The organism is Streptomyces sp. NPDC001858, assembly GCF_053594615.1.
In genome coordinates, this window is the sequence record NZ_JBSFEV010000069.1 from 1 (window position 1) to 24,953 (window position 24,953).

The window sequence follows — 24,953 nt, forward strand, 5'->3', positions numbered from 1 at the left end:
CCAGCACGGCCGTGAACTCGGCCAGCACCGGGTCCATCAGCGGGGAGTGGAAGGCGTGGCTGACGGTGAGGCGGTTGGTTTTGCGTCCCTGGCTGTGGAGTGTTTCGGCGAGGGCGGTGACGGTGTCCTCGTCGCCGGAGATGACGACCGCCTGGGGGCCGTTGACCGCGGCGATCCCGGCGACGGCCTCGTGCCCGTGCAGGAGTTGTTGGGCTTCGGTTTCGGTGGCCTGGACGGCGATCATCGCGCCGCCTGCGGGGAGGGCCTGCATCAGCCGGCCCCGGGCCGCGACCACCCGGCATGCGTCCGCCAGAGTGAGGACGCCGGCGCAGTGGGCGGCGGCGAGTTCGCCGACCGAGTGGCCGGTCACGAAGTCGGGGACCACGCCCCAGGACTCCACCAGCCGGAACAGGGCCACCTCGACCGCGAACAGCGCGGGCTGCGTCCACCCCGTCTCGTCCAGCCCCGCACCCCCGAACACGACCTCCTTCAACGGTCCCGGCAGCAGCCCCTCGAACCCCGCGCACACCTCGTCGAACGCCGCCGCGAACACCGGCCAGGCGTCGTAGAGTTCACGGCCCATCCCAGCCCGCTGAGCGCCCTGACCCGTGAACAGGAACCCCGTCCGGCCCTCCGCCGCCACGGCGGACACCACGCCCGCGCCCGGCTCGCCCGCGGCCAACACCCCGAGCCCTGCGGTGAGTTCGTCGGGGGTGTCGGCGACGATCACCGCCCGGTGCTCGAACGCCGAGCGGGTCACCGCAGACGACCACGCCAAGTCCCGCAGCGGCACGCCCTGTTCGACCACCGACGCCAACGCCCGCGCCTGCTCCCGCAACGCACCCGCCGACCTCGCCGACACCACCACCGGCACCACACCGGAACCCGACACACTGGAGTCCGTCACCGGCTCCGGGACAGGTGCCTGTTCCAGCACGATGTGGGCGTTGGTGCCGCTAATCCCGAAGGAGGAGACGGCCGCCCGCCGGGGACGTCCGGTCTCGGGCCACGGCCGGGCCTCGGTCACCAACTCCACCGACCCCGCCGACCAGTCCACCGCCGGCGTCGGCTCGTCCACGTGCAGGGTCTTCGGCACGATCCCGTGCCGCATCGCCATCACCATCTTGATCACACCGGCGACGCCCGCCGCGCCCTGGGTGTGGCCGATGTTCGACTTCAACGAGCCGAGCAGCAGAGGCTGTTCGTCCGGCCTCGACTCCCCGTAGGTCGCCAGCAGGGCCTGCGCCTCGATCGGATCGCCCAGCCGCGTGCCCGTGCCGTGCGCCTCGACGACGTCCACCTCCGCCGGGGACAGCCCCGCGTTGGCCAGCGCCTGACGGATCACCCGCTGCTGCGACGGACCGCTCGGCGCCGTCAGACCGTTCGACGCGCCGTCCGAGTTCACCGCACTGCCCCGGATCACCGCCAGCACCGGCAGACCCCGCCGCTGCGCCTCGGACAGCCGGGCGAGCACCAGTACGCCGACGCCCTCGGAAAAACCGGTGCCGTCGGCCGCGGCCGAGAACGCCTTGCAGCGGCCGTCCCGCGCCAGTCCGCGCTGCCGGGAGAACTCCACGAACACGCTGGGGCCGGCCATCACCGTGGCCCCGCCCGCCAGCGCGATGTCGCACTCCCCGCTGCGCAGCGACTGTTCCGCCAGATGCATCGACACCAGCGACGACGAACAGGCCGTGTCCACGGTCACCGCGGGGCCCACGAGCCCCAGCACATAGGCGATCCGGCCCGATGCCACGCTCGTCGTGCCGCCGGTGAGCACGAAGCCCTCCAGCTCCTCGGGGGTCTCCCCCGCCCGCGGCATGTACTCCTGCGGGATGACCCCGACGAACACGCCGCCCGCGCTTCCCCTGAGCGACGCGGGGTCGATGCGGGCGCTCTCCAGCGCCTCCCACGAGGTCTCCAGCAGCACCCGCTGCTGCGGGTCCATCGCCACCGCCTCGCGCGGCGAGATGCCGAAGAACTCGGCGTCGAAGCGGGCGGCGTCGGGCAGGAATCCGCCGCGGGTGAGGTAGGTGGTGCCCGGGGTGTCGGGATCCGGGTCGGACAGCCGGTCGAGGTCCCAGCCGCGGTCGGTCGGGAACTCCGTGAGGGCCTCCCCGCCGTCGCGGACGAGTTCCCACAGCCCGTCGGGGGTGCGGGCGCCGCCGGGGAAGCGGCCGGCCATGCCGACGATCGCGATCGGCTCGCGGGCGGCGGTCTCGGCGTCGCGCAGTTCCCGCCGTGCCTGGTGCAGGTCCGTCGTGGCCCGCCTCAGATACTCCCGAAGCTTCTGTTCGTTGGTGGACATCCCGGGCAGCCCCCTTCCGTTCCGGCCTGGCGCGGTCATGCGGTATCCAGTTCGCCGTCGATGAAGTCGAAGAGTTCGTCGTCGGAGGCCGCGGTGAAGTCCCGCTCCTCGTCCTGCGCGTCGGCGGTCGCGGTGAGCGTGCGCAGCGCCTCCTGGAGCCGCTTGGCGAGCAGGGCCCGCTCGTCGTCGTCGAGGTGGGCCACGGCGAGCCGGTCGAGTTCCGTCACGACCGAGCGGGCCGTCGTCTCCTGGGCGGGCACGAGCAGTTCGTCCAGGTATCCGGCGAGCTCGGCCGGTGTCGGGTGGTCGAAGACGACCGTCGGCGGCAGTCGTAGTCCGGTGCTGTTGCCGAGTCGGTTGCGCAGTTCCACCGCGGTCAGCGAGTCGAACCCGAGTTCCTTGAAGGCGCTGTCCCCGTCGACCGCGGCCGTCGTGCCGTGCCCGAGGACGACCACCGCCGATTCCCGCACCAGGTCCAGGAGTTCCTTGCGCCGCTGTCGTTCGGGCAGCGCGAGGAGCCGGTCCGACTGTGTTGTGGCGGTTGTCGATGTCACGACCCGGCGGCGGACCGCGCCGGCCGGGTCCAGGGCGGAGAGCATCTCGGGCACCGGGCGGCCGCTTGCGCGCAGGCGGGCCATGTCCACGGGGACCGCCACCGTCAGGGCGCGGTGCTGGGCGAGTGCGGCGTCGAAAAGGGCGAGGCCCTGCTCGTCGGTGATCGCGCCCAGGCCCATGGCGGCCAGCCGCTCCCGGTCGGCCTCGCTCATCCGGCCGGTCATGGCACTCACCTGCGCCCACAGGCCCCAGGCGATGGACGTGCCCGGCAGCCCGAGGGCGCGCCGGTGTTCCGCGAGTCCGTCGAGGAACGCGTTGGCCGCGGCGTACCCGCCCTGGCCCGCGTTGCCCAGCACGCCGGCGGCGGAGGAGAAGAGCACGAAGAGCGAGAGATCGTGGTCCTGGGTCAGCTCGTGCAGCTGCCGGGCCGAGCGTGCCTTCGTCCGCAGGACGGTGTCGAGGTCGTCGCGGGTCAGGGCCTCCAGCACGCCGTCGGAGAGCACGCCGGCCGTGTGGACGACTCCGGTGAGCCGGTCCGTGGCACGGATCAGTTCGGCCATCGACTCCCGGTCGGCGACATCGCAGGCCGCCACCCGGACCTCGGCGCCCGCCGCGCGCAGCTCGGCGGCCAGTTCGCTCGCGCCGTCGGCGGCCGGGCCGCTGCGGCTCGTCAACAGCAGGCGCCGCACGCCGTGTCGGGCGACCAGGTGCCGGGCGACGAGCCCGCCGAGCACTCCGGTGCCGCCGGTGACGAGCACCGTGCCGTCGGGGTCGAGCGGTGCGGGCACGGTCAGCACGATCTTGCCGACGTGCCGTGCCTGGCTGAGGTACCGGAACGCCTGCGGCGCGCGGTGGACGTCGAAGGTGGTCAGCGGCATGGGTTGCAGCGCGCCCGCGTCGAACAGGGCGCGGATCTCCGCCAGCATCTGCGCGATGCGCTCGAAGCCGGCGTCCATCACGTCGAACGCCCGGTAGCGGACGCCGGGATGGCGCTGCGCGATGTCGTCGGCGTCGCGGATGTCGGTCTTGCCCATCTCCACGAACCGTCCGCCGTGCGACAGCAGGGTCAGCGACTCCTCGACGTGCTCGTGGGCCAGGGAGTTGAGGACGACGTCCACGCCGCGGCCGCCGGTGGAGTTCGCGAACTTCGTGGCGTAGCCGAGGCTGCGGGAGTCGGCGAGGTGGTCGTCGTCGAAGCCCCAGGCGCGCAGCACGTCCCGTTTGCCGGCGCTGGCGGTGCCGAAGACCTCGGCGCCCCAGTGCCGGGCGAGTTGAAGGGCCGCGAAGCCGACGCCGCCGGTGGCGGTGTGCAGCAGGAGCGACTCGCCGGCCCGGAGTCCGGCCAGGTCCGCGAGGCCGTAGTAGGCCGTCAGGTAGACCACCGGGACGCCGGCGGCCTGAGCGAACGACAGCCGCTCGGGCATGGGCACGACGAGTCTGCGGTCGGAGATCGTGACGGCGGCCAGGCCGCCGGTGAACAGGCCCATCACCCGGTCGCCGGGGGCCAGTCGGGTGACGTCGGAGCCGACCTCCAGCACGATTCCGGCGCCTTCGCCGAGCGAGGACCACTGGTCCTGGGCCACCATGCCGAGTTCCAGCAGCACAGCCTTGAAGTTCAGGCCGCCGGCCCGGACCGCGATCCGCACCTCGCCCGGGTCGAGCGGGCGGAGCAGTTCGGGGCAGGGGGTGAGCGACATGGCGTCGAGCTCGCCGCGGTAGGTCAGGGACAGTCGCCAGGGCCGGTCCGCCGGTTCGGCCAGCGGTGGCGAGGCGGCGGCCCGGACGAGCCTGGGGACCGCCCCGAGTCCGCCGCGCAGGACCAGTTCGGGGTGGTCGGCGGCGAGCGCGGCGGGCACGGCGCGCAGGGTGTGCGGGTGGTCGTCGGCCTCGATGTGGCGGAGCCGGCCGGGGTGTTCGGTGCGCGCGGTGCGCAGCAGTCCGGCCACCGCACGGTGGGCGAGTTCGTCGGTGCGGGTGAGGACGACGAGCGGGACGGCGGCGAGCGCGGGGTCGGCGAGCCACTCCCGGACGACGTCGAGGGTCCGGGCGACGACGTCCTCCAGCTCGCCGGCCGGGCAGGTCCACAGCGCGGCCGACGCCGACGCCGCGGCGGCCGGGTGGTCGGGAGCGTCCGTCGGGAGGGTGATCCAGTGCTGTTCGGCGGGCGGGTCCGGCAGTTCGACGGGCACCAGGTCCAGGCCGAAGAGGGCCGAGAGGGCCGAGAGATCCGTGCGGGTCCGCCGTAGCGTGCCCGGGTCGACCGGCCGCAGGGCCAGTTCGCCCACCGAGGCCACCGGCTGCCCGTCCTCGTCGGTCACGAGCAGGGCGATCGCCCCCGGCCCGGTCGGAGTCAGCCGTACCCGGACCGCTCGGGCGCCGGTGGCGTGCAGGCGGACGTCGGTCCAGCTGAACGGGATCCGGACGCCGTCCGCGTCGGCCAGGCCGGCCGGGTGCAGCGAGGCGTCGAGCAGCGCGGGGTGCAGCCCGAAGCCGGTGACGTCCTGGTCGTCGGGTAATGCGACCGAGGCGTAGAGGATGTCGCCGTCCTGCCAGGCGGCGCGCACGCCGCGGAAGGCCGGGCCGTAGGTGTAGCCGCGGTCGGCCAGGGACGCGTAGAACCCGTCCCGCGGGACGGCGTGCGCGCCGGGCGGCGGCCAGGAGGTCAGGTCGCCGGGTGCGGCGGGGGTCTCGGCGGTGAGGACGCCGTCCGCGTGCCGGGTCCAGTCGTCCGTGCCGCTCGGGCTGGTGTGCACGCCGATCGGGCGTCCGGCGTCGGTCTCGGGGCCGATCAGGAGCTGGAGGTCCAGGTCGGCGTCGAGGACGACCGGCGTGTGCAGGGTCAGTTCGGCGAGCCGGCCGCAGCCGACCCGGTCCCCGGCGTGCAGGGCGAGTTCGACGAGCGCGGTGGCGGGCAGCAGCACCGAGTCGCCGACGGCGTGGTCGGCCAGCCAGGGGTGGTCGGTGCGCGACAGCCGTCCGGTGAGGACGAGCGTGTCGGCGTCCGCGGTGCGCAGTGCGGCGCCGAGCAGCGGGTGGTCCGCCGGGCGCAGGCCGAGGGCGGCGGTGTCGCCGGCCGGGACGGGTTCGGCCAGCCAGTAGCGGCGGCGCTGGAACGGGTGGGTGGGCAACTCGGCGCGGGTGGGCGGGAGGTGCCAGTCGATGTCGACGCCGTGCACGTACGCCTTGGCGAGCGCGGTGCGGAAGCGGGCCGGGCCGCCGTCGTCGCGGCGCAGCGACTCCAGCACGAGGGCGTCGGAGATCTCCGTCTCCTCGGCCGTCTCGGCGATCGCGGTGGTGAGCACGGGGTGTGCGCTGACCTCGACGAACGCCCGGTGGCCCTGGTCGAGGAGCGCGCGTGTGCCCGCGGCGAAGCCGACGGTCCGGCGCAGGTTGGCGAACCAGTAGTCGGCGTCCAGCTCCGGGCCGGCCAGGATCTCGCCGGTGACCGTGGAGTGGAACGGCACGTCGGCGGGGCGCGGCCGGATGCCGGACAGTGCGGTGCGGATCTCGTCGCGCAGGGCCTCGACGTGCGCCGAGTGGGAGGCGTAGTCCACCGGGATGAGCCGGGCGCGGACGCCGTCGGCCTCGCAGGCGGCGACGAGGTCGGCCAGTTGGGCGGGCGTGCCCGACACGACGGTGCTGCCGGGGCCGTTGACCGCGGCGATCTCCACCGAGCCGCCGTAGGTCTCGATCCGCTGTGCGGTCTCGGGCGCGGGGAGCTGGACGGACGCCATGCCGCCGGTGCCGGCGAGGCGGGTGATGGCCTTGCTGCGCAGGGCGACGACGGCGGCGGAGTCATCGAGGGACAGGGCGCCCGCCACGTATGCGGCGGCTATCTCGCCCTGGGAGTGGCCGAGGACCGCGTCGGGGGTCACGCCGTGGTGTCGCCACAGGGCGGCGACGGAGATCATGACGGCCCACAGGGCGGGCTGGACGACGTCGACCCGGTCGAGGGGTCCGGCGAGCGCGTCGAGGAGGTTCCGGCCGATGTGGGGTTCGAGGGCGGCGGCGCAGTCGTCGAGCTGGGCGCGGAAGACCTGGGACTCGCGGTGCAGGTCGAGGGCCATGCCGGACCACTGCGAGCCCTGGCCGGGGAAGACGAACACCGTCTTGCCGCGCGGGCGGGCGGTGCCGAGCAGGACGTCCGGGGCGGGGCGGCCCTCGGCGAGGGCCCGCAGTCCGGTGCGGGGGTCGTCGCCGGTGACGGCCGCGCGGTGCGGCAGCCGGGGCGCGCGGGTGGCCAGTGCGGCGGCCACGGGCGCGTCCGGGTGGGCGGCGAGATGGGCGTGCAGTTGGCGCGCCCTGGCTTGGAGGGCCGTCGGCGAGGAGGCGGACAGCAGGAGGGGGACCGCGCGGTCCGCGGGCTCCGGCGTGAGCGCGGGCATGGGCTCGGGCTCGGGTTGCGGCTCGGGGGCCTGTTCGATGATCACGTGGGCGTTGGTGCCGCTGATCCCGAACGCCGAGACCGCGGCCCGGCGGGGCCGGCCGGTCTCGGGCCAGGCGCGTGCCTCGGTCAGCAGCTCCACCGCGCCCGACGTCCAGTCCACGGCGGGTGTCGGCTCGTCGATGTGCAGCGTCCGCGGCAGCACGCCGTGCCGGATCGCCTGCACCATCTTGATGACGCCGCCGACTCCGGCGGCGGCCTGGGTGTGCCCGATGTTGGACTTCAGCGAGCCCAGCCACAGCGGCTGCCCGTCCGGCCGTTCGCGGCCGTAGGTCGCCAGCAGCGCCTGGGCCTCGATCGGGTCGCCCAGCCGGGTGCCCGTGCCGTGCGCGTCCACGACGTCCACCTCGGACGGTGCGAGGCCCGCGGCGGCCAGCGCCCGGCGGACGACCCGCTGCTGGGACGGGCCGTTGGGGGCGGTCAGACCGTTGGAGGCGCCGTCGGAGTTGACCGCGCTGCCCCGGATCACGGCATGGACCGGATGCCCGAGCCGCTGGGCGTCGGAGAGCCGCTCCAGCACCAGGATGCCGGCGCCCTCGGACCAGCCGGTGCCGTCCGCCGCCGCCGAGAACGCCTTGCAGCGGCCGTCCGCGGCCAGCCCGCGCTGGCGCGAGAACTCGATGAAGGTGTCCAGGGTGGGCATGACCGCCGCGCCGCCGGCCAGCGCCAGCGAGCATTCGCCGGCGCGCAGGGCGCGGCTCGCCAGATGCATGGTCACCAGCGACGACGAGCAGGCCGTGTCGACGGTCAGCGCCGGGCCCTCCAGGCCGAGCAGATAGGCGACCCGGCCGGAGGCGACGCTGGCCGCGCTGCCGGTGCCGCCGAACCCCTCGCCGCCCTGTCCGGACTCCTCGGCGCCGAGCCCGTAGCGCTGGCCGCCGTGGCCCATCAGGCCGACGAACACACCGGTGTCGCTGCCCCGCAGGGACTGCGGGTCGGTCCCGGTCCGCTCCAGCGCCTCCCAGGACGTCTCCAGGAGCAGCCGCTGCTGCGGGTCCATCGCCAGCGCCTCGCGCGGGGAGATCCCGAAGAAGTCGGCGTCGAACTCGGCCGCGTCGTACAGGAATCCGCCACCGCGGGCGTAGAAGGCGCCCGGCACGCCCGGTTCGGGGTCGTAGCGGCCGTCGAGGTCCCAGCCGCGGTCCTCGGGGAACGCGCCGACCGCGTCCCGGCCGTCGGCCACCAGCTCCCACAGCCCGTCGGGCGAGACGACGCCGCCGGGGAAGCGACAGGCCATGCCGACGATCGCGATCGGCTCGGCGGCCGCCCGCTCCAGCTCCTGCAGCCGCTCGCGGGTGTCCTGCAGCTCCGCGACGGCCTGCTTGAGGTAGGTGCGCAGCCTGCCCTCGTTCTCCATCGTCTCGTCACTCCTCAGGCCGAGTACTCAACTGGGCCAGTCAACGTTGCGGGGGCGGTGTGCAGCCGGGTCCGAGAACACCGGATCGGGCGGGGAATCTGGCTCCCCGGACCAACGGACGGCGCCCGTCAGCCGGCGGCATGGCAGAGCCTCGGCAGGTCGTGTTCCTCGGGCGCCTGGACGAGCCGTTCGCCCGTCACCGGCTCCAGGGTCATCCGGCTGGCGTGCCGCTGGCCGGCGCCCCATCCGGGTCGTCTGCGGAACAGCTCCGGCCGGGCGGCGGCGACCACCAGCAGCGGCATCGGCTCCGGCGGGTCGAGCAGGTCCTCGACGATCTCCAGCACCGAGTTGTCGGCCAGGTGCAGGTCGTCGGCGAAGACCACGAGCGGGCGCCGTCCGACGACCTCGGCCACATGCGGCGCGGTCACCTGCCCGTTGGGTTCGAGCCGCATGGTCGCCGCGTTCTCGACCCGGCTCTCGAACTCCGCGAGCAGCCGCGACTTCCCGATCCCCGGGGGGCCCAGCACCAGGACCAGGTGCGGCCGGGCGCGGCGGCGCACCCGTTCCAGCAGGCTGCTCAGCACGTCCAGTTCGGGTTCGCGGTCGAAGACCTCCGGCGCGGCCGAGGTGTCCCGGGGGTCGCCGGTGTCGCGGACGTGGCCCTCGACCGTCCACCGTGGCCGGGGGCCGCCCTGGCGGCTGTACCGGATCGTCTTGCCGGTGAGTCGGTTGGTGCGGTCGCTGACCACGATCTCGGTGTCCTCGGTGAACCGGAGCAGGGACTCGCAGTCGACGAGCAGTGCGCCGGTGACCGGCAGCGGTTCCAGGAACGCGTCGCGGGGGTGGGCGGGGAGCTCCCCCGTCGACACGGCGATCCTCAGCTCGGGGCGCTCGCCGTCGGGTACGTCGAAGCAGATCCGGCGGCGCAGCGACAGCGCGGCGCGGACGGCCCGCTCGGCGGCCCGGCCGGCGGCCTGGTCGGCGGCCTGGTCGGTGCCGTCCTCCTGTGGGGAGGCCGGTCTGAACAGGGCGAGGGTGACCGAGCCGGTGGCCGCGGCGACCGAGCCGCCGCGCCGCTCCACCTCCTCGCGCACGGTCGTCGCGGTGCGTTCGAGGACCTCGCCGACGTCGGCGAGGGGGTTGAGGGCCCCGAAGTCGGCGCGGATCAGCACGGCGCTGACCCGGCTCGGCCCCTCGACGGGGGTGGCCGCGGCCGACCGGACGGGCGAGCGGGGAGCGGGCACCGCGGCACGGTGCTCGGCCTCCTGGCCGGGCGCGGAGACCAGCACGGTGCGCGCCGGTCCGGCCGGCGCGGCGATGGACGGGTCGTGCACGAGGATCGCGTGCTGGAGCAGCCGCAGTTCCCGGCCGGGTTCCAGGCCGAGTTGCTCGGCCAGCTTCAGCCGAACCCGCCGGTAGACGGCGAGGGCGTCGGCCTGCCGGCCGCTGCGGTACAGCGCGCGCATCAGCTGGTGGCAGGCCCGCTCCCGCAGCGGCTCGGCCTCGACCATGGCCTGCAGTTCGCCGAGGACGGCCTGATGGCGGCCGCCTGCCAGCTCGGCCTCGAAGTAGTCCTCCATCACGTCCAGCCGGGCGTGTTGCAGCGCGGTCAGCTCGGCCCAGGAGTGACCGGCCTCGACCAGGTCGGCCAGCGCCTGGCCGCGCCACAGCGCGAGCACCTCGCGCAGGGTGGCCGCCGCCGCGTCGAACCGGCCGGCGGTCAGCTCGGCGCGGCCGGTGCGCGCCATGCGGTGGAAGCGGAACATGTCGACCTGTTCCGGGTCGACCTGCAGCTGGTAGCCGTGCGTGCAGGTCAGCAGGACCGGCGGACGGGTGTCGCCGCCCGCGTGCTCGGCGAACATGACGCGCAGGCCGCGCACCGCGTTCTGGAGGATCTTCCGCGCCGTCGCCGGCGCCTCCTCGGTGCCCCAGAGTCCTTCGAGGAGCTTGCTGGTCGCCACCTCCCGGTTGGCGTTGAGCAGCAGCAGGCCGAGGGTGGCCCGGCGTCGGTCGCCGCCGAGCGCGATCGGCTTCTCGTCGTCTATCAGCCGCAATGGACCAAGAACCAAGAACTGCAAGGGGTCCCCCGAAGATCGTTCGTGTGTCCGGCGTCAACCGGTCGATGAACTGCCGACCAGGGCCTGTCCGGCCGATCAAGTCGCAGGAAAGCAACGGCACGTATCAGCACCGGTGAGCGGGGTGTGGTGCGTGCAGCTGCAAGGCGGAGGAGGGCGTCGACGCGGAGCGTCGGCAACCGACGACAACGCCGCAGCTGTGCGTGCCACACCCCGCGTCTGCGGCATGATCGGCCGGACAGGCCCTAGAGCCATTCCGCTTCTCGCGCGGCGTCGTGCGGATCGGGTGCGAGGACGCGCATGGTCGTCGGCGGGTCCTGCCGGACGGCGTCCAGATGCAGGCACTCGGTTCCCTCGGGCGGCGCGAACGAGGCGAGACAGGCGCAGCGCGCGGTGGCGAACCCGGCGAACCGGTAGGCCACTTCCATCATCCGGTTGCGTTCGGTGCGCCGGAAGTCGGCGACCAGGTGCACACCGGCCCGCGCCGCGGCGTCGGTGAGCCAGCGCAGCAGCACCGCGCCCGCGCCGAACGAGACGACCCGGCAGGAGGTCGCCAGCAGCTTGATGCGCCAGGCGAGCGGCGTCCGCTCGATCAGCATGACGCCGACCGCGCCGTGCGGGCCGAAGCGGTCGGACATCGAGACCACCAGCACGTCGTGGTCGTCGTCGGAGAGCAGCGCGCGCAGCGCCGCATCCGAGTAGTGCACGCCGGTCGCGTTCATCTGGCTGGTGCGCAGGGTCAGTTCCTCGACCCGGGTGATCTCCTCGTCGCGGGCCCTGCCGATGCGCATCACGAGGTCGAGCGAGCGCAGGAAGTCCTCGTCGGCGCCCTGGTACTGCTCCCGTTGCAGGTCCCGTTCGAACCCGGCCCGGTACATCTCGCGGCGCCGGCGGGCGTCGACCGTGACCACCGGCGGGCTGAACTCGGGCAGTCCGAGCAACTGGCCCGCCTGCTCCGCCGGGTAGCACCGGACCTCGGGCAAGTGGTAGGCGACCTCGGCGCGTTCGGTCGGCAGGTCGTCGATGAACGCGATCGTCCTCGGTGCGAAGTTCAGCCGTTCGGCGATGCCGCGCACCGACTCCGACTTCGGGCCCCAGCCGATGTGCGGCAGCACGAAGTACTCGGCGAGGCCGAGCTGTTCGAGCCGGGCCCAGGCCTCGTCGTGGTCGTTGCGGCTCGACACGGACTGGAGCACCCCGCGCGCGTCGAGCTCCACGACGACCTTGCGGACGGCGTCGTCGACCTCGACGTGGCCGTCCTCGACCAGGGTGCCCTGCCACAGGGTGTTGTCGAGGTCCCAGATCAGGCACTTGACCACCGGCTGCGCTGCCGGTGCTTCCTGTGCTGCTTGAGCGTCTGGTACTGCTTGTGCTTCTTGTGCTTCTTGTGCTTCTTGTGCTTCGGACATGTCTGCTCCCCCCTTTCCGTGGTCGCGCTCAGGCCGCCGTGGAAGCGGCGTGCTCGGCCAGCATCAGCTGGCAGATCTCGTTGCTGCCTTCGATGACCTCCATCAACTTCGCGTCGCGGAAGGCCCGTTCGACGACATGTCCGCCGGCCGCGCCCGCGGAGGCGAGCACCTGCATCGCCGACGCCGCGCCCCGGGCCGCGTTGCCCGCCGCGACATGCTTGGCGAGGATCGCCGCCGTCACCTGTTCCGGGGAGCCGTCGTCCCAGCTGCGGCTCGCCTGCTCGCACGCGAACGTCGCCGTGCGCTCCGCGGCGTACAGCTCGGCCAGGTGCCGGGCGACGAGCTGGTGGCGCAGCAGGGGCTTGCCGAACTGCTCGCGGGTCGCGGCATGCCGGGCGACGGCCGTGAGGCAGCCGCGGAGCATGCCGACGCAGCCCCAGGCCACCGAGAGCCGGCCGTAGGTCAGCGCGATGGTGGTCAGCATGACGACGGGCTGGCCGGCCACCGCGAGCAGGTGGCTCTCGGGCAGTCGCACCTCGTCGAGCAGCACACCGGCGTGTCCCGCGGCGCGGCAGCCGAGCGGGTCGGCGACCCGCTCCACCCGGACGCCGGGAGCGGAGGCCGGCACCAGGGCCACGGCGCCGCCGCCCTCGAAGCGGCCGAAGACGACGATCCAGTCGGCGTAGGCGGCGACCGTGATCCAGGTCTTGGCGCCGTCGACGACGATGTCGCCGCCGTCGCGCCGGATCTCGGTGGTCATCGCGGCGAGATCGCTGCCGGCGGCGGGCTCGCTGAAGGCGACCGCGGCGAGGTCACCGCCGGTGAGCCGGCCGATGTACTCCGCGCGCTGCGCCTTGTCGCCGAACCGCTGGATCGTCCAGGCGGCCATCCCCTGGGAGGTCATCACGCTGCGCAGCGAGCTGCACAACGCGCCGGTGTGCGCGGTCAGTTCGCCGTTGTCCGTGCCGGACAGACCGAGGCCGCCGTACTCCGGGCGGGCCTCGGCGCACAGCACTCCCTTGGCGCCGAGTCCGCGCAGCACGCCGATCGGGATCTCGCCCGCCACGTCCCAGCGGCCGGCGGCGTCGGCGACCGTCTCGGTGACCAGCGGGGTGAGAACGTCAAGCACCGTCTGCCCCGCTGCGCAGTCGGGTCACCAGCGTGCTCATGGCGCGCACGGTGCGGAAGTTGTCCATCGCGAGGTCGGCGCCCTCCACGGCGACGCCGAAGGTGCTCTCCACGAAGACCACCAGCTCCATCGCGAAGAGCGAGGAGACCGCGCCCGAGGCGAACATGTCCACCTCGGGCTCCCAGGCGATCTTGGTCTTGGCTTCGAGGAACTCGCCGATTCGCTGCTCGATGGCGGCGACCGGCAGCTCGGTTGTCGAGTCGGTCATGACAGGTCCCTTCCTCGGCTCTTCTCGGTCTTGCGCACCAACGTGATGCCGTCCGCCATGACGAGCAGGGACAGTTCGACCCTGCTGTCGACGCGCAGTGCGGCGTTGAGCCCGCGGATGGCCTCGGTGTCCGGGTCCTTCGCCTCGGGGTCCGCGACGCGCCCGAAGTAGAGCGTGTTGTCGAGCACGACGAGGCCGCCGGGCCGCAGCAGGGTGAGCGCCGCCTCGTAGTAGCGCGCGTAGCCCGTCTTGTCGGCGTCGACGAAGACCAGGTCGAAGGTCTCCGGCCCGTGCTCGGCGAGCAGCTTCGCCATGGTCTCGGCGCCGTCCCCGAGCCGTAGTTCGATGCGGTCGGACACCTCGGCGCGGTTCCAGTACCGCTGGGCGACCCTGGTCCAGCGCTCGCTGATGTCACAGGTGACGATCCGTCCGCCGGGCGGCAGCGCCCGCGCCATGCACAGCGTGCTGTAGCCGGTGAAGGTGCCGATCTCCAGGACCCGGGCGGCGCCGGTCAGCCCGACCAGCAGGGCGAGCAGCTGCCCTTCCTCGGGCATGGTCACCATGGCGTTCAGCGTGGGCATGCCGGCCGTCTCGGCGACGAGGTCGCGCAGGATCTCGTCATCGCGCAGGGACACCGACCGCACATAGTCGAGGAGCCGCTCGTCCAGCTCCACCTGGCCGGCCATCAGCGGACCTCGTACGCGTAGAAGCCGCGCCCGGTCTTCCGGCCGTGATCGCCCTCGGCGACCTTGCGCAGGAGCAGTTCGCTCGGACGGTAGCTGTCGTCGCCGGTGCGCTCGTACAGCACCGACAGGGAGTCGACGAGGTTGTCGATCCCGATCAGGTCGGCGGTGCGCAGCGGGCCCGTCGGGTGCCCTAGGCAGCCCTCCATGAGCGCGTCGACGTCCTCGACGCCGGCCCGGCCCTCCTCGACGACGTTCGCCGCGTCGTTGATCATGCGGTGCAGCACCCGGCTGGTGACGAAGCCGGGGCCGTCGCCGACGACGATGCCCTTCCTGCCCAAGGTGGCCAGCAGGGTCCGGACGGCCGTCATCGCGTCCTCGCCGGTGCGCGGTCCGCGGACCACCTCGAGGGTGCCGATCAGGTAGGGCGGGTTCATGAAGTGGATGCCGGCCAGGTCCTCGGGGGTCGGGACCTGACCGGCAAGTTCGTCGACCGGGATGGACGAGGTGTTGGTGACCCGCAGTGTGCCCGGCGCGATCACGGAGGCGATCTCCCGGTGCACCTTGGCCTTCAGCTCGGCGACCTCCGTGATCGCCTCGATCACCCAGCTCGCGTCCGCCGCCGCCACCGCGGAGTCGGCCAGCCGCAGTTCGCCGACCGCTCCGGTCCGGGGCAGGGCTCCGGTCAGCTGGGCGAGCCGGAGTTCGCCTCGCAGCCGCTCGCGCGCTGTGGCCAGCCGCGACTGGTCGACGTCCACGAGCGTGACCGGCACTCCCCGCCCGACGGCGAGGGTCGCGATGCCGATGCCCATCACGCCCGCGCCGAACACCGCGAGCCGCGGCGTGCCACCGGTCTCGGTCACGGACCCGTTCATAAGCACCTCAGCTTTACGTTCGGAGAAGTTTTGGAAGGGAATTGTCCAGGCGTGGGGAATCACGCCTGCGGACAGAGGAATGGCTCGTCGGGTGGTGACCGAGAAGTGAATTGGCCGGGCTGCCCTACGTACAGATCGCCTCGCCGCCGTGGCCCTCTGGCCGACCGACCGGGCGAGGGATGAATATGTTGACGCGGGCCCCCTTGGAACGTTCAGCGAACAACTCTGTGGTTGCACTGCTGCAACGGCCTATGACTCTGCCCGACCGTGCCGCCGGTCTCCACCGGGAGACCCGCTCATCAAGCTGCACTTCCACTTGAGGAAGCTCACCCGACCGCGCTCGAACAACAGAGGAGGGCACACTGGGAACGTGGGGATTCGGGGCGGGGAAGGCGCTGAACGGAAGGGAGGATCGCGGGGAGAGGAGAGGGGATGGAGCAGCAGGGAGGGGAGGGCGCGGCCGCTGAGCGGCCGGCCGAGACACCGGGAGCTGCCGGCGTCTACACGTCCTCCTCCAGGTTGGCGTCCTTGACCAGGTAGCCGAACTGGAACCGGCTCGTCGCGCCGAACATCTGCATGACCTGACCGATGTGCTTACGGCAGGTGCGCACCGACACACCGAGTCGCCGGGCGATGGCCTCGTCCTTCGCTCCGGCGATCAGCATCCTGACGATCTCTTTTTTCATCTCGACGCTGACGACCTCGACTTCGGCACGCCGGGTGTCGAACTCCTTGGCCGTTTCCCAGACATGCTCGAAGCAGGAGTGAAGGAAATCGATGATGGAGGGTTCTTGGACGACCACGGCGCCGCCGCGCTGCGCGGGAATGTATGCGACGTTGCGGTCGAAGATGAATATCTTGCCGATGAGCGCTCCCGCCGTCCGTATCTCGGCGCCGGCGTCGACGAGTTTCGCCGCGTGCTCTCGGGTCGGCGTGTCGAACCGTGCGGCGTGCTGGTAAAGGACCCGCATGCGCACGCCCCGGCCGAGCAGTTGGAGGTCGCGGTGCTGTTCCTCGATCAGTTCCTCGACCGACCACCCGCCCCCGGGCTGCATGCAGACGACCTCGCGGGAGCCGTTCGCCGCCGCTTCGGAGAGCAGCAGCCTGACCGTCTCGGGCGCAGTGACGACGTCGAAGGAGTTGGCGTGCTGACTGGCGAACTTGCTGGACCGGAAGAGCAGCGACAGTCGTGCGAGGTCGTTGCGGAGCTGACCGACCGCCAGCTTCCGTTCGAGGAGGTCCAGTTCCCCCCGGCTCAGGAGTTGAGACGATCCGATGCCGGGGTCCGTCGGAACGAACCAGGCGTCCCGGTCGCGGGCCGGCTGAATGAGCTGGAGTTCCAGGAGTCTGCCGACTATCTCCTCACTGTCGTCAGCGGTGAAGCCCAGCTCGTGTGCGACGTCGTCGACAGCGAAGCCGTCTCTTTCTAAACTCCACTCATAAACTTCGAGGATCCCGGGAATCGACTTGGGAAACAAAGACTCTCCAAGTTCACTAATATTCCTTCCATTACCTCACGAAAGAATATTCTACCCGAGCGGCGTTGAGCACCTAAGTCCGATTCAACCAGATCCGTCCGACTGCGGACGATATGGGAGAGGTGGCGGAGACGAAAGCGCTGTCTGGAGGCTCGGGCAGCGATCTTGCGGCCGGCAGCAGATCCTCGTTGTCGCGGAACGCCCCGAACCTGCCGCGATGAAATACCAGCGGTACCGGCTCTTCCCGGTTCAGCCGCAGCCCGGTCGCCCTGGCGATGATGATGACGTGATCTCCGGCGACGTGCTCGGTGTCGATCGAACACGAAATCCAGGCGACCGCTTCGGAGAGTTCCGGACCGGTCGGTGACTCGGCCCATCGGACGCCGGCGAACCGATCGATGCCCTTGACCGAGAACTGCCGGCACAACTGCTCCTGACCATTGGCCAGAATGTTGACGCAAAACATGCCGCTCTGTCGAAGATCGGCCAGCGTCGACGACGTGTTCCCGACACAGAGCATGATCAAGGGAGGGTCCAGCGAAACCGACATGAAGGAGTTGCAGGCCATGCCGACCGGCCGGCCGAACTGCCCCCTGGCGGTGATCACCGTGACCCCGGTCGGCAGGTGTCCGAGGGTGCGCCGAAATTCCGTCGCGTCGAACGGTGCAACCATCATCGACTCCTCGAATAGCCACTTCTCGAAGCGTATTGACCGGGCCGGACCGCCGGATAGGGACGAACCACCAAGACTGACCGTCGGTTTTGGCTCTCCGGCGCAGTCGCCCGCCGCGGCGGCCAGAGTGCGGCCCGGATCTTGCTTACCGAATTGTTTTACAGACCCACTCGGAAAGACTTTATCCTGATACAATCTGGCGCACATTAAAGGCGAGAGTCTTGAAAGGACTTCTGTGACCGAGGAAAAGACCGAGGGAAAAATCGAGGCCGAGACGATGACGCTCGGCCCCGGCTGTTTCTGGTCCTTCGATGCGGTGGCGCGCCGGACACCCGGTGTCACCTCGAGCGTCGCGGGGTACGCCGGGGACAGCGGGCCGCCGCCCGACTACGAGCAGTACAAACGCTACGGGCTCAACCCGCAGAAGTTCGTCGAGGCGGTGCGGCTGACGTTCCGGCCCGACGAGATCTCGCTGGAAGACGTGCTGAATTTATTCTTCCAGAGCCATGACCCGACCAAGGCGAACCAGAGTGGCGCGGACCGCGGTTCCATCTACCACTCGACGATCTTCTACGCCGGCGACGATCAGCGCGTGCGGGCCGAGAAGGTCATGGACCGGGTGCAGCGGGAACTCGGCCGGAACATCGTGACCGACCTTCGGCCGTACGGGCAGTTCATCGAGGCGGACCCCGATCAACAGGACTTCTACAACAGGAATCGTTTCGAGCCCTACTGCCGGGTGGTGATCGAGCCGAAGCTCAGCTCGATGGGGCTGGACATCGACTGAGCGGACAGACCGTCGGCCGTCGATCGCCTCCGCGTCCCGCGCGAGTTCAGGTTGCGCAGGACGCGGAGAGGTCCGAAGCCCGCCGCGGCGGACCGGGGACGAGCCGTCCGTCAGTCCGGGACGCGGTGGACGTCAGTCCGGGACGCGGTGGACGTCGGTCCGCGGGGTCGGCGCCGCTCCCGCCGGGCCCGGCCGGCCGAGGTCCTTCCGGTGACGGCCGAAGCGCCGCACCAGCGGCCGCTCCACGCACCGGTACAGGACGGCGGAGCACGCGACGGCCACCGCGAGCACGACGAGCGCCAGGAGCGCGCCGGTCGCCAGGGAGAACGTGCGCGTGGTTCCGATCAGTTCGGCGGCCGTCATCACGACGATCCAGTGGACCATGTAGAACGCGAAGGAGATCTCCCCCAGGAACACCACCGTCGGCCTGCGGAACACCGAGGCGGCGCCCCGCCGGTCCGCGACCGCGGCGGCGGCGATGAGGGGCGCCGTCCACACGGTCGCCACGCCGGCCGTGCCCGCCAGGAACGGCTCGTACAGGGCGATCACATAGCCGGCGACGGCGAGGGCGAAGGCGGGCGCCAACCCGATGTTCGGCCACCGGCCCGCCATGACGATCCTGGCCAGGAGAATGCCCAGGACGAATTCGAGCGCGCGGACCGGCGGGAAGAAGTACACGAACCACATCTGGGTGAACGAGAACTCGCCGGACGCGGAGAACGCCACGAGCCGCGGCTGGTCGGTCACCACGTAGGTCGCGACGAGGAACGCTCCGACGATCAGCAGGAGCACCGCCCCGACCGCCGGCCACAGCCACTCCTCGCGCAGCCGCCGCAGCCCGAGCCACAGCGCCGGGAACGCCAGGTAGAAGAAGAACTCGCAGGACAGCGACCAGGCCACCCCGTTGACGGCCGAGCTGGTCCGGACGTCCGGGAACCACGCCTGCTGCATGGTCAGGGAGGCGATCCAGTCGATCGCCCGGGTGGGCCGGTCCGTGCGGAACACCAGCAGCGCCGCCAGTCCGAACGTGACCAGGTGCAGGGGTCCGATCTTCACCAGTCGGCGGCGCCAGAACGACGGTGCCGTGTCGTCCGACCGCGCGGTCCAGGTCAGGACGAAACCGCTCAGGATGAAGAAGAAACCGACGCCGTAGGAGCCCGAGAGGGTGAAGGTCTCTCTGAGTTCTTTACCGGTGTCGCCGGAGATGAGCGGCGTGTACCAGAGGATATGCGTGACGAAGACCAGGAGAGCCGCCAGCGATCGAAGTCCCGTCAATGACGGAAGCCGGGAATCGGCGGCGGCACTGTTCGGTTGCGCGGGAATAGCGGCCTGTGATTTCGGATATCCTGACAACGAGTGGCCTCCGTACCGGAAAGAGGACGCAACTGGGTGCCGGAAGGCTATACGCCGTTCCAGCCGCGGCCGGTAATTTTCCGGTAATCGCGCCCTTCGTGCGAAATTCCCGCACGCGGACGTGTTCGAATGACCGGGTCGCGGGCGGCGGCGTGCGGCTCAGTCACGGCCCGTCACGCGAATGCCGCCGTCCAGTCCACCGTGACGCCGTTCACATACGCCTCCGCCAGCGCGGCGAGGAAGCGGCCCATGCCGCCGTCCTCGTTGCGCAGCGTCGCCATCAGCACGGCCGAGCGGCCGAGCTCCTCGACGATGTCCTGCATCCCGACCGTGAGCACCGGCTGTGCGCTGCACTCGACGAAGATCGTGTGCCCGTCGGCGACCAGCGAGCGGACCGCGTCGTCGAACCTGACCGTCTGGCGCAGGTTCCGATACCAGTACTCGGCGTCCAGTGCATCGGTCTCGACGCGGCCTCCGGTCACCGTGGAGTAGAAGGGCACCTCGCCGCGCGTCGGCCTGATCCCGGCGGCCAGGTCGAGCAGGGTCTCGCGCAGGTCCTCCACGTGCGCCGAGTGGGCGGCGAAGTCCACTCCGGGCACCTGCCAGCGCAGCATCCGGGCCGCGGACAGCGCGGCGCCGAACTCCTTCATCGCGGCCACGTCGCCCGACACGGTGACGGTCGCCGGGCCGTTCACCGCGGCCACCGACAGCACGCCGTCCCAGTCGGCCAGCAGCGTCCGCACCCGGTCGCCGGGCGCGAGCACGGTCAGCATCTCGCCCCGCCCGCGGATCTTCGTCAGCGCCTGGCTGCGGAGGGCGACGATCCTGACCGCGTCCGCCAACGGCAGCGCGCCCGCGACGTGCGCGGCCACGATCTCGCCCTGCGAGTGGCCCACCGCCGCCCCGGGCTCGACGCCGAAGGAGCGCCACAGCCGGGCCAGCGACAGCATCATCGAGAACAGCACGGGCTGCACGACGTCGACCCGGTTGAGCGGCGGGGTCCCGGGCGCGCCGCGCAGCACGTCCTCCAGGGACCAGTCCACATACGGCGACAGCGCCTGCTCGCACTCCCGCAGCTGCCGGGCGAACACCGGCGAGGCGTCCAGCAGTTCCACGGCCATGCCGGCCCACTGGGTGCCCTGGCCGGGGAACACGAACACCGGCCGGGCGTCCGCGCGGTCCTGCCGGGTCGCCCGGCCGCTGATCACGTTCGGCGCGCTCCGCTCCTCGGCGATCGCCCGCACCCCGGCGAGCAGCTCCGCGCGGTCGCGCCCGAGAGCGACGGCCCGGTGCTCGTAGGGCGCGCCGCCCGCCACCAGCGACCGGCCGACCTCGGCGAGGCGGCCCACCTCGGCGAGGCCGTCGACGGCGTCGGGCGTCGCGTCGGGCGCCGCGTCCGATTCGAGCCGGGCGAGCAGTCGGGCGGCCTGGCCGCGCAGCCCCGCCGCGCTGCGCCCGGACAGCACCCACGGCACCGTGCGTGCGGCTCCGGCGGCTCCGGCGGTGATTCGAACGTCTTGTGTGGCCGGCTTGGTCACGAGCACTCCTCATCACTGGCAATCAGTGGACCGTGGGAACCGCGAAACGCAAGTTATCGCTTGAGCCGAACGCTTCCGCCCACGGCCCGGTAATTCCGTCACAAGGGCACAATTACCGGAGGATTACCCTCCGCGAGGGGCGCCATGTCAGGCTGCCGCCAATCAGTTGCGTCCGCTTTTCCGGTACGGAGGCTACTCGTTGTCAGGCTATCCGATATCACAGGCCGCTCTTCCCGCGCAACCGCAGATCACCTCCACCTATTCGCTGCTGCATCTACTGCGCCCAGCTGACGACTCGCTGCTCCATTTACCGGCGACGAACTCGCAATTGGTCGAGGAAGTCGCCGTCCGCGTCGGTTCGGGCGCGACCGGTTGGGCGATCGAGAACAGCCGAGTACTGCTCGCCGAAATGGCCGGGGAACCCTTCGCCCGTTTCGCCCGGAAGTCCTCCAGCGAAACGCGGCTGGCGGAGTCGATAGCACTCTGGGTCGTATTGCGGCTCAGCGGCGTAAGAGCAATTACCGGACTGCTCTCCGCGGAGCTCACCAACGCGATTCGGGAACGCATCGCGGACAACACGACCGTCGACCACCTGCTCCGCTATGTCCGGGCCACGCACGCGAGTTTCACGCGCGAGCTGTTCGACCTCTGCGAGACGCAGATCCCGACCGAGGACCAGCCCGCCATGATGCGGAGCATCTCGGCCGACCTGTTCGAGGGGATGGAGACCCTCTCCGCGACGGTGACCGACAAGTTCGCCGCCGAGCGCAGTCGCTGGTTCGCCGGTCCCATCGGCGAGCGCTTCGAACTGGTGTCCGCGCTGTTGAAGGGCAAGCCGGTCGACACCAGAAAGGCCATGCTCCAGCTGCGGTACGACCTGACGCTGCACCACATCGCGCTGGTCCTGTGGCAGGACGAGATCACCCAGGACAGCAGGCACGAACTGGAGACCACGGCGCTGCGCGTGCTGGACCGGGCCGGCTGCTCCTCGATGCTGCTGCTGCCCGCCGGCCCCGGACGGCTGTGGGCCTGGGGCGGCCGAGCCACCGACCGCCCAGGGGAGCTGCGGCGGTCGGACGAGCCGGTCGACCTGCCCGCACACGTCCATGTCGCCTCCGGGTTGCCGGGCGACGGCCTGGCCGGCTTCCAGCGGTCCCACGAGCAGGCGATCACCGCGGAGCGGGTCGGCCGCATCACCGAGCCCAGCCCTTCCGGGCTGTGCGACTACGGCGACCTGGAGCTCGTCATCCTGCTCGGCGACGACGCCGACGCCACCGCCGACTTCGTCCGCCGCGAGCTCGGCCCGCTCGCCGCCGACAACCGGACCATGGCCGCGCTGCGCGAGACCGTGCGCTGTCTGCTGGACAACGAGCGGGGCGTGGCCATCACGGCCAAGCGGCTGCACATCGCGAAGAACACCGTCATCTACCGGGTGAAGAAGGCGGAGCAACTCCTCGGGCGCTCGCTGCGCGAGGACCATCTCCGACTGCATCTCGCGCTGTATCTGGCGGGACGGCTCGGCTCATCGGTGCTGGACAGACAGGATCCCGCGACGGGACTGGAGAACTCGATTCGGGCGGTGTCCAAGTGAGCGGCAACCAGACAGATCAGCAGGCAGGTCGGCAGGCAGGTCGGCAGGCAGATCGCCAGACGGATCAGCAGCCGGGTCGGCAGGGCGGCAAGGACGGAAAGCTCCTCGACTACCTCAAGTGGGTCACCGCCGATCTGCAGAAGACCCGGGCCCGGGTCGAGGAACTCGAGTCGAGCCGGTCCGAGCCCATCGCCGTCCTGGGCATGGGCTGCCGTTATCCGGGCGACGTCTCGACGCCCGAGGAGCTGTGGCGGCTGGCCGCCGACGGCGTCGACGCGATCGCCCCCTTCCCCGCCGACCGCGGCTGGGACGTGGAGGGCATGTACGACCCGGACCCGGACGCGGTGGGCAAGTTCTCCGCACGCGAAGGCGGTTTCCTCAGCGACCTCAAGGGGTTCGACTCGGCCTTCTTCGGGATCTCCCCGCGCGAGGCGCTGGCCATGGCCCCGGAGCAGCGGCTGCTGCTGGAGACCACATGGGAGGCCGTCGAACGGGCCCGGCTGGACCCGCGCTCCCTGCGCGGCAGCGACACCGGGGTCTTCGTCGGCGTGACCTACACCGGCTACGCCTCCATGGTCGACGCCACCTCCACGGGCACCGAGGGCTACGCGATGACCGGGATGCTGACCAGCGTCGCGTCCGGCCGGATCTCCTACGTCCTCGGTCTGGAGGGGCCGACGGTCAGCATGGACACGGCCTGTTCGTCGTCCCTGGTGTCGATCCACCACGCCGTGAACGCGCTGCGCAACGGCGAGTGCTCGCTGGCGCTGGCCGGCGGCGCGATGGCGATACCGGTGCCGGACGGCTTCGTCGAGTTCTCCCGGCAGCGCGGACTCGCACCCGACGGCCGCTGCAAGGCCTTCGCGGCCGCGGCGGACGGCACCGGCTGGTCCGAGGGCGTCGGCATGCTGACGCTGGCCCGGCTGTCCGAGGCCCGACGGCGGGGGTTGCCGGTGCTGGCGGTGATCCGAGGCAGCGCGGTGAACTCGGACGGCGCGTCGAACGGTCTGACCGCGCCGAGCGGTCCGTCGCAGCAGCGGGTGATCCGTCAGGCGCTGGCCAACGCGGGGCTGTCCCCGGCGGAGGTGGACGTCGTCGAGGCGCACGGCACGGGCACGCGGCTGGGCGATCCGATCGAGGCGCAGGCGCTGCTGGCGACCTACGGCGCGTCCCGTCCCGACGAACAGCCCCTGCTGCTCGGCTCGTTGAAGTCGAACATCGGCCACACCCAGGCGGCCGCGGGTGTCGCGGGCGTCATCAAGATGGTCATGGCGATGCGGCACGGGGTCGTCCCGAAGACCCTGCACGTGGACGAGCCGACGCCCGCCGTCGACTGGTCGGCGGGGTCGGTGGAGCTGGTGACCGAGGCGCGGCCGTGGCCCGAGACCGGACGTCCCCGACGGGCGGCGGTCTCCTCATTCGGCGTCAGCGGCACCAACGCGCACCTGGTCATCGAACAGGCACCGGCACCGGAGCCCCGGGAAGAACCGGCCGCAGCACCGCTGCCAGAGGTGCCGGCGGTCGTGCCGGTGGTTGTGCCGGTGGTCGTGCCGGTGGTCGTGCCGGTGGTGGTGTCGGCGAGGTCGGCGGGTGCGTTGCGGGAGCAGGCGCGGGCGTTGGCGTCGGTGGTCGAACAGGGCGTGCCGCTGCGGGACTTGGCGTGGTCGTCTGCGGTGACCCGCTCGGCGTTCGAGCACCGGGCGGTGATCGTCGCCGACACCCCCGACGAACTCACCGCAGGACTTGGGGGGTTGGCCGCGGGTGAGCCGGGCGCGGGCGTGGTGTCCGCCGTGGCGGCGGAGGGCCGCACGGGGTTCCTGTTCACGGGTCAGGGCGCTCAGCGGGCCGGGATGGGCCGTGAACTCTACGACGCCTGGCCGGTGTTCGCGGCGGCGTTCGACGAGGTGTGCGCGGGGTTCGAGGGACTGCTGCCGGGTCCGTTGAAGGAGGTCGTGTTCGGGGGTGCGGGGCTGGACGAGACGGGCTGGACGCAGCCCGCGCTGTTCGCGGTCGAGGTGGCCCTGTTCCGGCTGGTGGAGTCCTGGGGCGTGGTCCCCGACTTCGTGACCGGCCACTCGGTCGGCGAACTCGCCGCCGCCCACTGCGCCGGCGTCCTGAGCCTGGCGGACGCGTGCCGGGTGGTCGCGGCCCGGGGCCGGCTGATGCAGGCCCTCCCCGCAGGCGGCGCGATGATCGCCGTCCAGGCCACCGAGACCGAAGCCCAACAACTCCTGCACGGGCATGAGGCCGTCGCCGGGATCGCCGCCGTCAACGGCCCCCAGGCGGTCGTCATCTCCGGCGACGAGGACACCGTCACCGCCCTCGCCGAAACACTCCGCAGCCAGGGACGCAAAACCAACCGCCTCACCGTCAGCCACGCCTTCCACTCCCCGCTGATGGACCCGGTGCTGGCCGAGTTCACGGCCGTGCTGG

At 71.7% G+C, this 24,953-nt stretch carries 15 protein-coding genes; 3 read left to right on the forward strand and 12 right to left on the reverse strand.

Features of this window, described 5'->3' with window-relative positions; all coding sequences use genetic code 11:
* From ACWCPF_RS43540 to ACWCPF_RS43585, 10 genes are all read right to left on the reverse strand, one after another.
* The coding region (locus ACWCPF_RS43540) for a type I polyketide synthase (protein WP_451050696.1) at positions 1 to 2,305 on the reverse strand (2,305 nt) is incomplete at its 3' end.
* Positions 2,306 to 2,340: 35 nt separating this feature from the next.
* Positions 2,341 to 8,661 (reverse strand): SDR family NAD(P)-dependent oxidoreductase, encoded by a 6,321-nt coding sequence (locus ACWCPF_RS43545; RefSeq protein ID WP_451050697.1) that lies wholly within the window; start codon positions 8,659 to 8,661, stop codon positions 2,341 to 2,343.
* Positions 8,662 to 8,789: 128 nt separating this feature from the next.
* Positions 8,790 to 10,715 (reverse strand): BTAD domain-containing putative transcriptional regulator, encoded by a 1,926-nt coding sequence (locus tag ACWCPF_RS43550; protein ID WP_451050698.1) that lies wholly within the window; start codon positions 10,713 to 10,715, stop codon positions 8,790 to 8,792.
* Positions 10,716 to 10,981: 266 nt separating this feature from the next.
* Entirely contained in the window at positions 10,982 to 12,145 is a 1,164-nt protein-coding gene (locus tag ACWCPF_RS43555; protein WP_451050699.1) for an HAD-IIIC family phosphatase, read from the reverse strand.
* Between the two features lie 28 nt (positions 12,146 to 12,173).
* Positions 12,174 to 13,274 (reverse strand): acyl-CoA dehydrogenase family protein, encoded by a 1,101-nt coding sequence (locus ACWCPF_RS43560; protein WP_451050700.1) that lies wholly within the window; start codon positions 13,272 to 13,274, stop codon positions 12,174 to 12,176.
* Positions 13,267 to 13,542, reverse strand: a complete 276-nt coding sequence (locus tag ACWCPF_RS43565) for an acyl carrier protein (RefSeq protein WP_451050701.1) — start codon at positions 13,540 to 13,542, stop codon at positions 13,267 to 13,269. The genes ACWCPF_RS43560 and ACWCPF_RS43565 overlap by 8 nt, the downstream gene beginning before the upstream one ends.
* Positions 13,539 to 14,228: an O-methyltransferase gene (locus ACWCPF_RS43570; RefSeq protein ID WP_451050702.1), complete on the reverse strand. Its 690-nt coding sequence runs from the start codon at positions 14,226 to 14,228 to the stop codon at positions 13,539 to 13,541. Before ACWCPF_RS43570 ends, ACWCPF_RS43565 begins: the two co-directional genes overlap by 4 nt.
* A complete protein-coding gene (locus ACWCPF_RS43575; RefSeq protein WP_451050703.1) occupies positions 14,228 to 15,100 on the reverse strand; it encodes a 3-hydroxyacyl-CoA dehydrogenase family protein in 873 nt (290 codons plus the stop codon). Before ACWCPF_RS43575 ends, ACWCPF_RS43570 begins: the two co-directional genes overlap by 1 nt.
* 500 nt (positions 15,101 to 15,600) lie before the next feature.
* Complete coding sequence (locus tag ACWCPF_RS43580; protein ID WP_451050704.1) at positions 15,601 to 16,578, reverse strand: LuxR C-terminal-related transcriptional regulator; 978 nt, start codon at positions 16,576 to 16,578, stop codon at positions 15,601 to 15,603.
* A gap of 73 nt (positions 16,579 to 16,651) precedes the next feature.
* Positions 16,652 to 17,254, reverse strand: coding sequence for a flavin reductase family protein (locus tag ACWCPF_RS43585; RefSeq protein ID WP_451050705.1), 603 nt, complete (start codon positions 17,252 to 17,254; stop codon positions 16,652 to 16,654).
* 232 nt (positions 17,255 to 17,486) lie between these two features.
* Between ACWCPF_RS43585 and msrA the strand changes: the two genes are divergently transcribed.
* The gene (msrA, locus tag ACWCPF_RS43590) at positions 17,487 to 18,038 is read left to right on the forward strand and encodes a peptide-methionine (S)-S-oxide reductase MsrA (protein ID WP_451050706.1); all 552 of its coding nucleotides are present in this window, start codon (positions 17,487 to 17,489) and stop codon (positions 18,036 to 18,038) included.
* A gap of 132 nt (positions 18,039 to 18,170) precedes the next feature.
* Here msrA and ACWCPF_RS43595 read toward each other — a convergent pair whose 3' ends face one another.
* Both ACWCPF_RS43595 and ACWCPF_RS43600 read right to left on the reverse strand, forming a co-directional pair.
* Complete coding sequence (locus ACWCPF_RS43595) at positions 18,171 to 19,313, reverse strand: acyltransferase family protein (RefSeq protein ID WP_451050707.1); 1,143 nt, start codon at positions 19,311 to 19,313, stop codon at positions 18,171 to 18,173.
* Between the two features lie 251 nt (positions 19,314 to 19,564).
* Positions 19,565 to 20,929 (reverse strand): acyltransferase domain-containing protein, encoded by a 1,365-nt coding sequence (locus ACWCPF_RS43600; RefSeq protein WP_451050708.1) that lies wholly within the window; start codon positions 20,927 to 20,929, stop codon positions 19,565 to 19,567.
* Between the two features lie 328 nt (positions 20,930 to 21,257).
* On the opposite strand from ACWCPF_RS43600, the gene ACWCPF_RS43605 reads away from it, so the two are divergent.
* Together ACWCPF_RS43605 and ACWCPF_RS43610 are read left to right on the forward strand one after the other, a co-directional pair.
* Positions 21,258 to 22,520: a PucR family transcriptional regulator gene (locus tag ACWCPF_RS43605; RefSeq protein WP_451050709.1), complete on the forward strand. Its 1,263-nt coding sequence runs from the start codon at positions 21,258 to 21,260 to the stop codon at positions 22,518 to 22,520.
* On the forward strand, positions 22,517 to 24,953 hold a 2,437-nt coding region (locus ACWCPF_RS43610; RefSeq protein WP_451050710.1), incomplete at its 3' end, for a type I polyketide synthase. The genes ACWCPF_RS43605 and ACWCPF_RS43610, both read left to right, overlap by 4 nt.